The sequence below is a fragment of the Hylemonella gracilis ATCC 19624 genome (assembly GCF_000211835.1).
Taxonomy (GTDB): Bacteria; Pseudomonadota; Gammaproteobacteria; order Burkholderiales; family Burkholderiaceae_C; genus Hylemonella; species Hylemonella gracilis.
This window is the reverse complement of the sequence record NZ_AEGR01000032.1, coordinates 50994-65268: the sequence shown is the minus strand read 5'-3', so window position 1 is coordinate 65268 and position 14275 is coordinate 50994. Positions and strand designations below refer to the sequence as shown.

10 protein-coding genes are annotated in these 14275 nt (G+C 67.5%); all 10 read left to right on the top strand.

Translation table 11 applies throughout. From position 1 onward, the window contains the following. Positions 1-1326 (top strand): cellulose synthase complex periplasmic endoglucanase BcsZ (gene bcsZ / locus HGR_RS03055; RefSeq protein ID WP_272941483.1); only part of this gene is annotated, 1326 nt, incomplete at its 5' end. Beyond that, positions 1311-4718: a cellulose synthase subunit BcsC-related outer membrane protein gene (locus HGR_RS03050; protein WP_006296611.1), complete on the top strand. Its 3408-nt coding sequence runs from the start codon at positions 1311-1313 to the stop codon at positions 4716-4718. The genes bcsZ and HGR_RS03050, both read left to right, overlap by 16 nt. Before the next feature lie 241 nt (positions 4719-4959). After that, complete coding sequence (locus HGR_RS03045; protein WP_006296610.1) at positions 4960-5634, top strand: TetR/AcrR family transcriptional regulator; 675 nt, start codon at positions 4960-4962, stop codon at positions 5632-5634. A 91-nt stretch (positions 5635-5725) separates the two neighbouring features. Beyond that, positions 5726-7534: an acyl-CoA dehydrogenase C-terminal domain-containing protein gene (locus HGR_RS03040; RefSeq protein WP_006296609.1), complete on the top strand. Its 1809-nt coding sequence runs from the start codon at positions 5726-5728 to the stop codon at positions 7532-7534. Positions 7535-7562: 28 nt separating this feature from the next. After that, complete coding sequence (locus HGR_RS03035) at positions 7563-8006, top strand: DUF2147 domain-containing protein (RefSeq protein ID WP_039852185.1); 444 nt, start codon at positions 7563-7565, stop codon at positions 8004-8006. Between the two features lie 24 nt (positions 8007-8030). Continuing rightward, positions 8031-10451 (top strand): 3-hydroxyacyl-CoA dehydrogenase/enoyl-CoA hydratase family protein, encoded by a 2421-nt coding sequence (locus HGR_RS03030; protein ID WP_006296607.1) that lies wholly within the window; start codon positions 8031-8033, stop codon positions 10449-10451. Between the two features lie 20 nt (positions 10452-10471). Then, a complete protein-coding gene (locus HGR_RS03025) occupies positions 10472-11677 on the top strand; it encodes an acetyl-CoA C-acyltransferase (protein WP_006296606.1) in 1206 nt (401 codons plus the stop codon). Between the two features lie 51 nt (positions 11678-11728). Next, complete coding sequence (locus HGR_RS03020) at positions 11729-12613, top strand: alpha/beta hydrolase family protein (protein WP_006296605.1); 885 nt, start codon at positions 11729-11731, stop codon at positions 12611-12613. Between the two features lie 11 nt (positions 12614-12624). Beyond that, positions 12625-13455 carry an acyl-CoA thioesterase gene (locus tag HGR_RS03015; RefSeq protein WP_006296604.1) on the top strand — a complete coding sequence of 277 codons (831 nt, stop codon included), beginning with the start codon at positions 12625-12627 and terminating at the stop codon, positions 13453-13455. A gap of 40 nt (positions 13456-13495) precedes the next feature. Further along, the gene (locus tag HGR_RS03010; protein WP_006296603.1) at positions 13496-14260 is read left to right on the top strand and encodes an enoyl-CoA hydratase; all 765 of its coding nucleotides are present in this window, start codon (positions 13496-13498) and stop codon (positions 14258-14260) included. Positions 14261-14275: the final 15 nt, after the last annotated feature.

The window sequence follows — 14275 nt, the reverse complement described above, 5'->3', positions numbered from 1 at the left end:
CCCCCGCCGTGGGCGTGGCCGCGCATGAACAAACGCGGGTTGCTGGCGCTCGTGCCGGCGCTGTTCCTGACGCTGGCGGCGCAAGGCCGTGGCGCGGTCACGGTTGCCGCTGGCTGTGAGGCGGTGGCCTGGACGTCTACCTCGCCGACACCGTCATCGCCCCGGTCGGATGCGGCGGACCTCGCTGACGCAGCGTCTAGGCTCCCTGGCACCAGCACCAGCACCAGCACCAGCACCAGCACCGCATGGCCCGACTGGGTGCGATTCCGTGAGGGCTTCATCAGCGCCGATGGGCGGGTGATCGATGCGTCCACGCCGCTGCACCAAACCACCTCCGAGGGGCAGTCCTACGCGCTGTTTTTTGCCCTGGTCGCGAACGACCGCGCGGCCTTTGATCGACTGCTGCGCTGGACGCAAGACAACTTGGCCGCGGGCGATCTGAGCGCGCGCCTGCCCGCCTGGTTGTGGGGGCGGCGTCAGGACGCGGCGGGACAGGTGAGCTGGGGCGTGATCGACGCCAACGCCGCCTCGGATGCCGACCTCTGGATCGTGTACGCCCTGGGCGAAGCCGCCCGTCTGTGGAACGCACCGCCTTACGCCGCGCTGGCCCAGGCCTTGGCCGCGCGCGTGCTGCGCGAGGAGGTGGTGGACATCTCCCCGCTGGGCCCCACGCTCTTGCCGGGGCCCTGGGGCTTCGCGCCCGGTTCGGGCACCGAGCCGGGCAGCTACCGCCTGAACCCGAGCTACGTCCCGCCGCAGCTGCTGCGTCGCCTGGCGCGCCTCTACCCCGACACCCTCTGGCCGCGGGTCGCGGCCAGTTCCCTGACCGTGTTGCGCAGTTCCGCGCCGCGCGGTTACGCGCCGGACTGGGTGCTGCACCAGGCGGGCGCCTTCACCGCCGACCCGCGCACTCAGGGGGTCGGCAGCTACGACGCCATCCGCGTCTACCTGTGGGCGGGCATGGTGCACGAAGCCGATCCGGCGCGCGCGATCTTGCTCGACACCTTCGCGCCCATGGTCCGGCAGGTGGCCGACATGGGTCAGCCGCCGTTGCGGGTGGACACCGCCACGGGGAATGCGCAGGGGGCTGGCCCCGCCGGCTTCTCGGCGGCTTTGCTTCCCCTGTTGCAGGTCGCGGGGCAGGCGCAGGCCGCCGAGGCTCAGCGACAGCGTCTGTCACGTCCGCCCCTGGGGCCGGTGTTCGCGGGCCGAGACAACTACTATGACCAGGTGCTGGCCCTGTTCGGAGTGGGCTGGTTCGAGGGCCAGTACCGTTTCGCGCCGGATGGCGCCTTGCTTCCCCGCTGGTCATGCGCGGCACCCTGAGTCCTGCTGGCTGGCGCATCGCCTTGGTGCTGGCCCTGCTGTGCGGCGTGGCTGGGCAAGCGGCGCGCGCGGCGCCGGGCGAAGACCCCCGAGCGGTGCAAGACGCGCAAGAGGCGCAAGAGACGCACGATGCCTTGCTCGCGCAGGCCCGACTCTGGCAGGAACGTGACCGCGACGACCGGGCACGCGAGGTGCTGGCCAAGCTGCTGCGCGTGTTTCCTGACGATCCGGATGGCGTCGCCCAGCTGGCCTACATCGAACGGCGTGCGGGCCAGCCGCAGGCGGCGCGTCAAGGGCTGGAGCGTTTGCGCGCCCTGAGTCCCGAGCACCCCGACATCGCCCGGCTCGAGACCTTGTTCCGCCTCGACGGCGTGGACCAGCCCCGGCTGGCGCAGGCGCGCGCCCTGGCGCGCGATGGGCAGCCCGCCCAAGCCCTGGCGGTGTTGCGCGAGCTCTATCCCGTGGGGCCGCCCACGGGAGATCTGGCACTTGAATACTGGAAGATCGTGGCCGACACCGAGCTCGGCTGGGAGCCCGCTCTGGCCGGCCTGACACGCTTGATCACGCAATACCCCGACACGCCGCGTTACCGGCTGGCCTGGGCTGAGCATGTCACCAAGCGCCGCCCCGACGATGCCGACGCCTTGCAGGCCCTGCGGCAGTTGACGCTGTACCCGCCCCTGGAGCGGTCCGCACGCGCGGCCTGGCGACGCGCAATGCTGCGCCTGCCAGCCGCGCCCGCCAACGTACAGCTGGTGCAAGCCTACCTGGCGCAGGAGCAGGGTGAAGACAGTGCGGTCCAGGAACACCTGTCGGGTCTGCGTGCCGCGGTTGAGCGTGAACGCGCCCTGATGGCGGACCCGGCCTACCGGGCGGGCCGCCGGGGGCTGGCCCTGGTGGAGCGCGATGACCCGGCCCAGCGCGACGTCGCCGCGGCCTTGCTCTTGCGCTCGCTGGCCGCCCGGCCCAACGACGCCGAGGTGATCGGCGGGTTGGGTGTGCTGCGCATGCGCCAAGGCCGGCATGCCGAGGCGCAAGCGCAGTTGCGCCGGGCCCGCGAACGCGACCCGGCCAACGGCCGCTGGGGCGAACTGCTGGCGGTCTCGCGCTACTGGGGCGCGATGCGCGACGCGGGAGAGGCTTTCGACGTTCGCGACGACGCGCGGGCCGAAGCCCGCCTCAACGAAGCCCTCGCCGTCAACGCGGCGGAACCTGCGGCCTGGGTGCTGCTGGGGCGCTTGCGCTCCGCCCAGGGCCGCGATGCGGACGCCGAGCGGCATTGGAAGCAGGCGCTGGTGTTGACGCCCGACCACGCCGGCGCGACCGAGGCGCTGGTCACGCTCTACCTGCGCCAAGGCCGCGAGCGCGACGCGCGTGTGTTGCTGAGCCGCTTGGATCGTCCACCGAGTGAGCTGCTGGCCGCCGTGGCGGCGGCCCGCGCCAATCTCTACCAGGAGCAGGCCGCCAGCGCGCTGGCCCAAGGCCGTGACGACGACGCCATCCGGCTGCTGGAACGCGCGGCGCGCGACGATGCCGACGATCCCTGGCTGCGATTGCGGCTGGCGCGCTTGTACGCCGCCCGGGGTGCCGCCGACCGGGGCGAGGCGCTCTTCAAGACCTTGCTGTCGCGTCCATCGCGCCCATTGCCTCCCTCGCACGCCCTGAGCGAGGCCGAGCGCGTGGGTGTGTTGCACGCCTACGCGCTTTACCAGTCCAGCCTGGAGCAGGACGCCGCGGCCCTGGCCACGCTGGAGGGCATCGCCCCGGCGCGCCGCGATGCCAGCATCTTGGAATTGCAGCGGCGTCTGCAAGTGCGCCGCATCGCTCGCGAGGCAGCACTGAATCCCGAGCGCGCCGAGGCCGACTACCGCGCGCTGTTGCGCGACGACCCCGATCAGACCGAGGCCGCGCTGGGCTTGATCGAGTTGCTGGTGGCTGGCGCTCGCCAGGCGGAGGCGCAGGTGCTGATCGACGCGCAACTCGACCGGGTCCAGCAGGCCACGCCCGACCAGGCCGCCGACCTCATCGCCGCCCTGCTGGCCCTGGGCGACCGGGAACGCGCCTGGCGTGTCATCCAGGCGCGGTCGGGCCAAGCGCCGCATGCCCGCACCTTGGCGTACGCAGCGCGCCTGGCGCGCGAAGAGGGCCGCATCGCCGTGGCCATCGACTACCAGCAGCGTGCGCTCGCCGCCGACCCCGCGCCCAGCGCCGCGGATCAGCGTACCTTGAGCACGCTGCTGGAGCGCGACACCACCTGGCTGTCCGCGGGGGTCGATCATCGAACGAGCCCCGGCACCTCGGGGGTGTCCCGCTACGAGGCCACGGAGTTGCCCCTGGAGTGGCTGTGGCCGCAACGCGAGGAGGGGCGCTGGGCCGTGCGCGCCGATCTCGTGCGGCTGGACGCGGGCTTGTTCGATTGGTCGCGTGCCAGCACTTACGAGCGGCGATTGCTGGGCAGTTCGGCCCTGTGCACCTCACAGGCCGACTGCGATCAAGCCCCGGATCAACACGCCGAGGGTCTGGCCCTGAACGTGGGCCTGGAGCGCGGGGACACCCGATATGACCTGGGTACCACGCCCATTGGCTTTCCGGTGCAGAGCTGGGTGGGCGGCATCTTGCACCGCGGTGACCTCGGGCCCTTGGGCTATTCGCTGGACCTGTCTCGTCGCCCGGTCACCGGCAGCGTCTTGTCCTATGCCGGCGCGCAAGACCCGAGGACCGGCCGCACCTGGGGCGGTGTGCAGGCCACGGGCGTGCGCCTGGGGCTGAGCCTGGACGACGGGGGGCGTTACGGTGCCTGGTCTTCCCTGGGCCTGCACCGGCTCAGCGGACGCAAGGTGCTCGACAACGACCGCCTGCAGCTGATGGCGGGCGGGCAGATGCGCGTGATCAACGAGGAGAACCGCGTGCTGCAGATCGGGCTCACGGGCATGGTCTGGCACTTCTCCGAGAACAGCGGCGAGTACACCTATGGCCACGGCGGCTATTACAGCCCGGAGCATTACCGTTCCCTCGCTTTGCCGCTGAGTTATGGCGAGCGTTCGGAGCGCTGGTCCTGGCTGGCGCGGGCGTCGGTGTCCACCTCCTGGTCGACCACGGAGCGCGCCCCGTATTACCCCACCGACGCGAGCCTGCAAGACGCCGCCGTCGCCTCGGGCATCAACGCCTACTACGATGGTGGCCCGAGCCGCGGCAGCGGCCGTTCCTTGGCCTGGTCCTCCGAATACCAGCTGAGCGGGCACACTTTCCTGGGAGGGCTGATCGAGTTGGACCGCTCGCCGGACTACGAGGCCAACCGCTTCCTGGTCTACCTGCGCCACGCTTACGACCGCCCGGCAGCGCGCGCCGTGTTCTTCCCGCCCCGGCCCTTCGGCCCGATGTCGCAGGACTAGGACCTGTTGGGCCTGTTCAGACCCCGTTCGCACGCGGGCAATTCGTGTGAACAGGAACAGGCCCTGGCACTGTAAAAGCTGGACGAGAGCAAGCGGTTCGACGTGCTGAGCCGCAGGGCAGCCTCACAGGGCCGTGCCGGAAGTCTTGTGTTCGCAATGGCGGGGTGTGCGGTTCCACCCATGATTGACGAGGACAATTTTTGAGGCAAAATAGAACGACCGTTCGTTTTATTTTTTTCTCATGTCCCAGCTCGCCGTTTCCGGCCGCAAACCCGTTCGCCGCAGCGCTGCCGCCAAGGTCGCAGCGCCAAGCCGCGTCTTGCACAAGGGGCAGCAGACCCGCCTGGTGATCCTCGATGCCGCCCTAGCCCTGGCGGCCGAGGCCGGGCTGGAGGGATTGTCCATCGGCGCCTTGGCCGAGTCCACGGGCATGAGCAAATCCGGCGTGTTCGCGCATTTCGGTTCACGCGAGGAGTTGCAGATTTCCGTCATTCATGAATACTTCCAGCGCTTCGAGCAGGAGGTGTTCTATCCGGCGATCAAGGAGTCGCGGGGCTTGCCGCGTCTGCGCGCGCTGTTCGAGAACTGGATGAAGCGGGTGACGGAAGAAATCCAGTCGGGCTGCATTTTCATCAGCGGCGCGATCGACTTCGACGACCGTCCTGGCCCCGTGCGTGACGCGTTGGCCAGTTCGGTCCGGGTCTGGCTGGCTGCGGTGGAGCGCGCCGCGACCCTCGCCAAGGAAGAGGGGCAGTTGGTCGCCGACGCGGATGTGCGTCAGATTTGCTTCGAAATCCACGGCTTGATTTTGTCCGTGCACTACGAGGCGCGTTTTCTCCAGACGCCCGGCTCCATCGAGCGGGCGCAAAGAGCGTTTGAGCAGATCCTCGCGCGTTACTCGATGGGCGGCCGTTGAGCTGGCACCCCATCAAGATCAAGCGGTTCCTCCATCAGGCTTACACAAACAGGCTTTTCAATTCAACCTTCGAACACACAAGGAGTACACCATGCCCAGCTACACCCCGCCCCTGCGTGACATGCAATTCGTGTTGCACGAGATGCTCGACGTCACGGGCGCGCTCAAGCAGATCCCGCGCCACGCCGACACGGACGCCGACACCATCAACGCCGTGCTGGAAGAGGGCGGCAAGTTCGCCGCCGAGGTGCTTTTCCCGCTCAACATCAGCGGCGACCTGGAAGGCTGCACGCTGAATCCGCAGACGCGCGAGGTCACCACGCCCAAGGGCTTCAAGGAAGCCTATGCGCAGTACATCGAAGGGGGCTGGGCCGCGCTGTCCTGCGACCCGGAGTTCGGTGGTCAGGGCCTGCCTTTCGTGCTGAACCAGTGCTTCTATGAGATGCTGAATTCGGCCAACCAGGCCTGGACCATGTACCCCGGCCTGTCGCACGGCGCCTATGAGTGCCTGCAGGCCCATGGCACCGAGGCGCAGAAGAAGCAGTTCTTGCCCAAGCTGGTCAGCGGTGAGTGGCTGGGCACGATGTGCCTGACCGAGCCGCACTGCGGCACCGACCTGGGCCTGCTGCGCACCAAGGCCGAACCCCAGGCCGACGGCACCTACAAGATCAACGGCACCAAGATCTTCATCAGCTCGGGCGACAACGACTTCACCGAGAACATCGTTCACCTGGTGCTGGCCCGCCTGCCCGACGCGCCCAAGGGCAGCAAGGGCATCAGCCTGTTCGCGGTCAGCAAGTACCAACTCAAGGCCGACGGATCCCTGGGCGAGTCCAACGGCATCTACTGCGGTGGCCTGGAGCACAAGATGGGCATCCACGGCAACGCCACCTGCCAGATGGTCCTGGACAACGCGGTGGGCACCCTGGTGGGCCAGCCGCACAAGGGCCTGCAGGCCATGTTCGTGATGATGAACGCCGCTCGCCTCGGCGTGGGCAACCAGTCACTCGGTCTGACCGAGGTGGCGTACCAAAACGCCCTGGCCTACGCCAAGGACCGCCTGCAGATGCGCAGCCTGTCCGGCACCAAGGCCAAGGACAAGGAAGCTGATCCCATCATCGTGCACCCGGACGTGCGCAAGATGCTGCTGACCGCCAAGGCCTACGCCGAAGGTGGCCGCGCCCTGGCTTGCTATTGCGCGCTGCTGCTGGACCAGCACCTCCACCACCCCGACGAGCAGGTGCGCCAGGACAGCGACGAACTGCTGGCCCTGCTCACCCCCATCATCAAGGCCTTCCTGACCGACAACGGCTTCCAGGCCACCGTGATGTGCCAGCAGGTCTTTGGCGGTCACGGCTACATCAAGGAATGGGGCATGGAGCAGTTCGTGCGCGATGCCCGCATCAACATGATCTACGAAGGCACGAACACCGTGCAGTCGCTCGACCTTCTGGGCCGCAAGGTGTTGGGCAACAACGGCGCGACACTCAAGAAGTTCGGCAAGATCGTCGGCGCGCTGATCGAGGAAGAAGGCGTGAACGAGAAGATGAGCGAGTTCATCAGCCCCCTGGCCGTGCTGGCCGAGCAGATGACCAAGTTCACGATGGAGATCGGCTTCAAGGGCATGCAGAACCCGGACGAGGTGGGCGCCGCCGCCGTGGATTACCTGCGCGTCGCCGGCCACATGGTGTTCGGCTACTTCTTTGCCCGCATGGCCTCCGTCGCGCTCAAGAAGATCGCGGAACAGGAAAAGAGTGGTGACACCGATCCCTTCTACCAAGCCAAGCTGCAAACCGCGCGCTTCTATTTCGCCAAGCTCTTCCCCGAGACGGCGACGCTGATGCGCACGGCCCGCGCGGGTTCCAAGTCCCTGATGGACACCCATCTGGCCCTGGCTTGATCACGAGATGCTGAAGAAGGAGACCGGCATGCGCACCCATTGCAAGCTTGTGCTGACCTTGAGCCTGGGGCTGGCCGCCACGGTGGCTTGGGCCCAGAACACCCCCGTGGGCAAGTGGCACACCATCGACGATGAGACCGGCGAGGTCAAGAGCCTGATCACCATCACCGAGAACGGGGGTGTGGTGGCGGGCCGCATCGAGCAATTGCTGCGCAAGGGCGCGGACCCGAAGGCCCTCTGCGCGAAATGCGAGGGCGACCGCAAGGATCAGCCCATGGTCGGGCTGGAGATCATCCGCGGCGCGAAGCAGAACCGCGGCGAGGCTGTCTGGGAAGGCGGCGAGATCCTCGACCCTGAAAAAGGCAAGACCTACAAGCTCAAGTTGACGCCCATCGAGGGCGGGGCCAAGCTGCAGGTGCGTGGCTACCTCGGCCCCTTCTACCGAACCCAGGTCTGGAACCGGGTTCAGTAAACCAACACAACAAGGAACATCACCATGTCCCGATTTCAAGTCCGCAAGGTCGCCGTGCTCGGCGCGGGCGTGATGGGTGCGCAGATCGCGGCCCATCTGGTCAACGTCAAGGTGCCGGTCGTGCTGTTTGATCTTCCCGCCAAGGAAGGCCAGAAGAACGGCATCGTCACCAAGGCCATCGACAACCTCAAGAAGCTCAAACCCTCGCCGCTCGGCGTGGCCGACGACGCGGCGCTGATCCAGGCCGCCAACTACGAAGAGAACCTGGGCCTGCTCGGTGAATGCGACCTCGTCATCGAGGCCATCGCCGAGCGCATGGATTGGAAGCTCGATCTCTACAAGAAGATCGCGCCGCACGTGGCCAAGCACGCCATCGTCGCCTCCAACACCTCGGGCCTGTCCATCACCAAGCTGTCCGAGGCGCTGCCGGCCGAGATTAAACCGCGCTTTTGCGGCATTCACTTCTTCAACCCGCCGCGCTACATGTACCTGGTGGAGTTGATCGCGACGCCGACGACGCAGCCAGCCATCCTGGACCAGCTTGAAACCTTCGTGACCAGCGCCGTGGGCAAGGGCGTGGTGCGCGCCAAGGACACGCCCAACTTCATCGCCAACCGCGTGGGCATCGCCGGCATGCTGGCGACGATGAAGGAGGTCGAGAACTACGGCCTTAGCTACGACGTGGTGGACGACCTCACGGGCAAGAAGCTGGGCCGCGCGTCCAGCGGCACCTTCCGCACCGCCGACGTGGTGGGCCTGGACACCATGGCCCACGTGATCAAGACGCTGCAGGACAACCTGGACGAGAAGAGCGATTCCTTCTACGGCAGTTTCGGCACGCCGGCCGTGCTCAAGACCCTGATCGAGATGGGCAACCTGGGCCAGAAGAGCAAGGCAGGCTTCTACAAGAAGGTGGGCCGCGACATCCTGCGCTTCGACCTCGAGGGCAAGGACTACGTGCCGGGCGGTGAAAAGGCCGACGCCGTCTACGAGCGCATGCTCAAGAAGCCCGCGGGCGAACGCCTCAAGCTGCTGCGCAACGCCGAAGGCAAGCAGGGCCAGTTCCTCTGGGCCATCCTGCGCAACAGCTTCCACTACGCGGCCGTGCATCTGGCGACCATCGCCGACACCGCCGCCGACGTGGACCTGGCCATGCGCTGGGGCTTCGGCATGAAACAGGGCCCCTTCGAGCTTTGGCAGGAAGCCGGCTGGCTTGAGGTGGCCAAGATGGTGCAAGCCGACATCGACGCGGGCAAGGCGCTGAGCAAGGAGCCGCTGCCCAAGTGGGTGTTCAGCGACGCGGTGGTGAAGGCCGGTGGCGTGCACACACCCAAGGGGTCCTACAACCCGACGACGGGCCAGTTCCAACCCCGGCGCCAGTTGCCCGTCTACCAACTGCAGTACTTCCGCGAAAGCCTGCTGGGCGACGGCTCGCCGAAGTACAAGACGGCGGGCATCACCCTGCACGAGGACGAGGCCATCCGCATCTGGACGCTGGACGACAACCGGACCAGCGTGACCGGCAGCGTGCTGATCGCCAGCATCAAAAGCAAGATGCACGCGATCGGCCCTGGCGTGGTCGAAGGCCTGGTGCGCGCGGTGGAGATCGCCGAGCAGGATTACCAGGGCCTGGTGATCTGGTCCGGCGACGAGCCTTTCAGCGTGGGCGCGGACCTGCAGGCAACGCTGCCCGCCTTCATGGTGGCTGGCGTGGGCGCCATCGAGGGGGCCGAGCACGAGATGCAGCAAATGATGCTGCGCCTGCGCTACGCCAGCGTGCCGGTGGTGTCGGCCATTCGCGGCATGGCCCTGGGCGGCGGCTGCGAGCTGGCCGTCTATTCGCAGCGCCGCGTGGCCGCCATGGAAAGCTACATCGGCCTGGTCGAGGTCGGCGTGGGCCTGGTGCCGGGCGCGGGCGGCCTGACCTACATCGCGCGCCGCGCGGCCGAGAACGCGGCCTTCTCGACCAACAAGGAACTGCTGCCTTTCCTGACCGACGGCTTCACCGCCGCTGCCATGGCCAAGGTGGGCACCAGCGCGCTGGAATCGCGCAAGCTCGGCTACCTGCTGGACAGCGACGTGATCGTGCCGAACAAGGACGAACTGCTCTACGTCGCGCTCAACGAAGCCAAGGCCATGTACCAGGGCGGCTGGCGCGCGCCGCTCAAGCGCCTGTTCCCGGTGGCGGGCCGCAGCGGTATCGCGACCATCAAGGGCCAGTTGGTGAACATGCGCGACGGTGGTTTCATCAGTCAGCACGATTTCCACATCGCCAGCCTGATCGCCGAAGTGGTCTGCGGCGGCGACGCGGATGCGAACACCCTGGTCAGCGAGGAGTACCTGATGGCGCTGGAGCGCAAGGCCTTCTGCTCCCTGATCGTGCACCCCAAGACGCAGGAGCGCATCCTCGGGATGCTCAACACCGGCAAACCCGTGCGCAACTGAGCGGCAGCAAAGGAATCATCATGAAACAAGTGCAAGACGCTTACATCGTTGCCGCCACGCGCACGCCCATCGGCCGTTCGCACCGCGGTTTCTTCCGCAACATGCGGCCCGATGACCTGCTGGCGACCACGCTCAAGGCCGCGCTGGCCCAAGTGCCCAACCTGGACCCCAAGACCATCGAGGACGTGGTGGCCGGTTGCGCCATTCCCGAAGGGGCTCAGGGCCTGAACGTGGCGCGCATCGCGGCCGTCATGGCCGGCCTGCCCGTGGGCGTGGGCGGCATCACGGTCAACCGCTTCTGCGCCTCGGGCCTGTCGGCCGTGCAGATGGCGGCCGACCGCATCCGCGTCGGCGAGGCCGAGGTGATGATCGCCGCGGGCGTGGAAAGCATGAGCATGGTTCCCATGGGGGGCAACGTGCCGTCCTTCTCGCCCAACTTTTTCGTCAACACCGACAACGTGGACGATTACGGTATCGCCTACGGCATGGGTCTGACGGCCGAGAAGGTGGCCACGCAGTGGAAGGTGAGCCGCGACGACCAGGACGAGTTCGCCTACAAGTCCCACATGAAAGCGGTTGCCGCGATGAAGGCCGGTGACTTCGCCAACGAAATCACGCCCATCGAAGTGGCCGACCGCTCGGTGGACCTGGCCTCCGCCGAGGTCTCCATCAAGAAACGCAGCGTGAACCTGGACGAAGGCGCGCGCCCCGACACCACCGTGGAGGCGCTGGCCAAGCTCAAACCCGTGTTCGCCGCGCGCGGCTCGGTGACGGCGGGCAACAGCTCGCAGACCAGCGATGGCGCGGGCGCGCTGATCCTGGCCAGCGAGTCCGCTGTCAAGCGCTTCAATCTGCAGCCGCTGGCGCGCTTCGTCAGCTTCGCCTCCAAGGGCGTGCCCTCGCACATCATGGGCATCGGCCCCATCGAGGCCATTCCGGCCGCGCTGCGCTACGCCGGCCTCAAGCACGAGGACATGGACTGGATCGAACTGAACGAGGCGTTCGCCGCGCAGTCGCTGGCCGTGATCCGCACCTTGGGCCTGAACCCCGCCAAGGTCAACCCCATGGGCGGCGCGATCGCGCTGGGCCACCCCCTGGGCGCGACCGGCGCCATCCGCGCGGCCACGGTCGTGCACGCGCTGCGCCGCAAGAACCTGAAGTACGGCATGGTCACGATGTGCGTGGGCATGGGCCAGGGCGCGGCGGGCATCTTCGAGCGCGTCTGACAAACGGCGGACCGGTCCAACCGGCCGCTGGTCCCACGCAGGAGCTTCGCCATGCAAATCCGAACCCTGACCGTCGACGGTGCGAACCTGGCCGCGCGTGTTTTCGAACCTGCGGGCGAGGCCCGGGCCACCGTGGTCGTCGGTGGCGCGATGGGGGTGCCGCAGAGTTATTACGCGGCCTACGCGACTTGGCTGGCTCAGGAGGGTTACCGGGTCTGGACCTTCGATTACCGTGGGCATGGCGACTCCCTGGCCTTCGTGCCAGGTGGTCGGCTGCGAGGCTTCAAAGCCGATCTGTTTGACTGGGCGCGCGACTACGAAGCGGTCGTGAAGCACGCTCGCCAAGAGCGACCTCAACTGGCGCTCTACCTGCTGGGTCACAGCCTGGGCGCGCAGTTGCCGGGCTTGTTCGAGCGCCCCGAGCGCGTGGATGGCTTGTTCAGCCTGGCGGCGGGCAGTGGCTACTGGCGCGAGAATGCGCCGCCCCTGCGCCGTCGCGTGCTGTTCTTCTGGTACTTCGCGGTGCCTGTGGCCACCTTGCTGTGCGGCTATTTTCCGGGGCGACGCCTAGGCATGGTGGGTGACCTGCCGGCGGGGGTGATTCGCCAGTGGCGGCGCTGGTGCCTGCACCCACGCTACATGGTCGCCGAAGGGCACGAGGTGGAGCATCTCTACGCCAGTGCGCCTTACGCCATCCGCGCCTGGTCCTTCAGCGACGACGAGATGATGACCTTGGAGGGCACCCGCAGCCTGCTGGCCCTGTATGCCTCCGCACCCCAGGCGCTCGAAGTCATCCGACCGGCGGAAGTTGAGCTGCCGCGCATCGGCCATTTCGGCTTCTTCCGCGACAGTATGCGCAAGGCGCTGTGGCCGCGCAGCGCCCGGGTGCTTCAATCCTTCGCGGACGAGCACTACGCCCGCGATTCCCGCTTCTGAGGGCCTCACGCATGCATGCATTCGACGCCGCGCTGCGGCTGGAACCAGTCGGAACGGACCGCCTGCCCGCGCGTTTTGCGGGCCACACCAGCGCCGACTACTGGAACATGGTGGGGCCTTTTGGCGGCAGCACGGCGGCGGTGGTGCTGGCCGCCATCCTGCGCCATCCGGATCTGCTGGGCGCGCCCTTGTCCATCACGGTCAACTACGCGGCGGCGCTTACGCAGGGGCCGTTCGAAGTGCAGGTGCTGCCCGCGCGCACCAACCGCTCGACCCAGCACTGGACGGCCGCCATCGTGCAGAACAACGAAGACGGCCAGCCCCAGGTCGTCACCACAGCCACGGCGGTGACGGCGGTGCGGCGCGAGACCTGGAGCCTGAGTGACCGGCCCATGCCGCAGGTTCCGGCGCCGGCCGAGCTGCCGGCGCGGGGCTTCGAGCGCGCCATGGCTTGGTTGGGCCAGTACGAGATGCGCCCGGTCAGCGGTTCGATTCCCGAGACTTGGGACGATCGCTTGGGCACCGACAGCACCACGCGGCTGTGGATCCGTGACCAGCCGCCGCGTCCGCTGGACTTCTGCTCGCTGCTGGCCTGTTCGGATGTTTTCTTTCCACGCGTCTGGCTGCGGCGCGCCACCTACACGCCCGCCGGCACGGTGTCGATCACGACCTATTTCCACGCCAGCGCGCAAGAACTACAAGCCACGGGCCCAGGCTGGCTGCTCGGTCAGGCCAGTGCGCAGGAGTTCCGCAACGGCTTCTTTGACCAGTCCGCGCAACTTTGGAACGAGGCGGGCGTGCTGCTCGCCACCAGCCATCAGATCGTCTACTACAAAGCGTAGCCTCGTAGCCCGCAACACAGCCTCACCCAGGAGACCCGATATGAGCGACATCCTTGTCCACACCGAAGCCGGCATCACCACCCTGAGTTTCAACCGCCCCGAGCGCAAGAACTCCATCACCTCCGCCATGTACGCGCAACTCGCCGATGCGGTCGAAGCCGCGGCGGCGGACGCGAGCGTGCGCGTGCTGGTGTTCCAGGGCAGCGAGACCGTGTTCTCGGCTGGGAACGACATCGGCGATTTCTTGAACGCGCCCCCGGCCGATCAGAATGCCCCTGTCTGGCGCTTCATGCGCGCCCTGGCGGGATTCCCCAAGCCCGCCATTGCCGCCGTCAACGGCCCCGCCGTGGGCATTGGGACCACCCTGCTGTTCCATTGCGACCTCGTGTTCGCGGGAGACAACGCGGCCTTCTCCATGCCCTTCGTCAATCTGGGCCTGTGCCCTGAGTTCGCCTCCAGCCTGCTGGTGCCGCGCATGTTCGGTTACCACCGCGCGGCCGAGGCCCTGCTGCTGGGCGAGCCCTTCATGGCCGAGGCCGCGTTGGAAGTCGGGCTCATCAACCGCGTGCTCGCGCCTGCCGAAACCCATGCCTACGCCCAGGCCCAGGCCCGCAAGCTCGCGGCCAAGCCCTTGAGCGCCCTGGTCGAGACCAAGCGTCTCATGAAGCGAGGTCTGGACGTGGAAGTGAACGCGCGCATGGGCGAGGAGGGGGCCAGCTTCGGCCGCATGCTGCGCGAACCTGCCGCCCGCGAAGCCTTCGGAGCCTTCATGGAGAAACGGAAACCCGACTTCAGCAAAGTCTGAAGTCGGCTGCCCGCA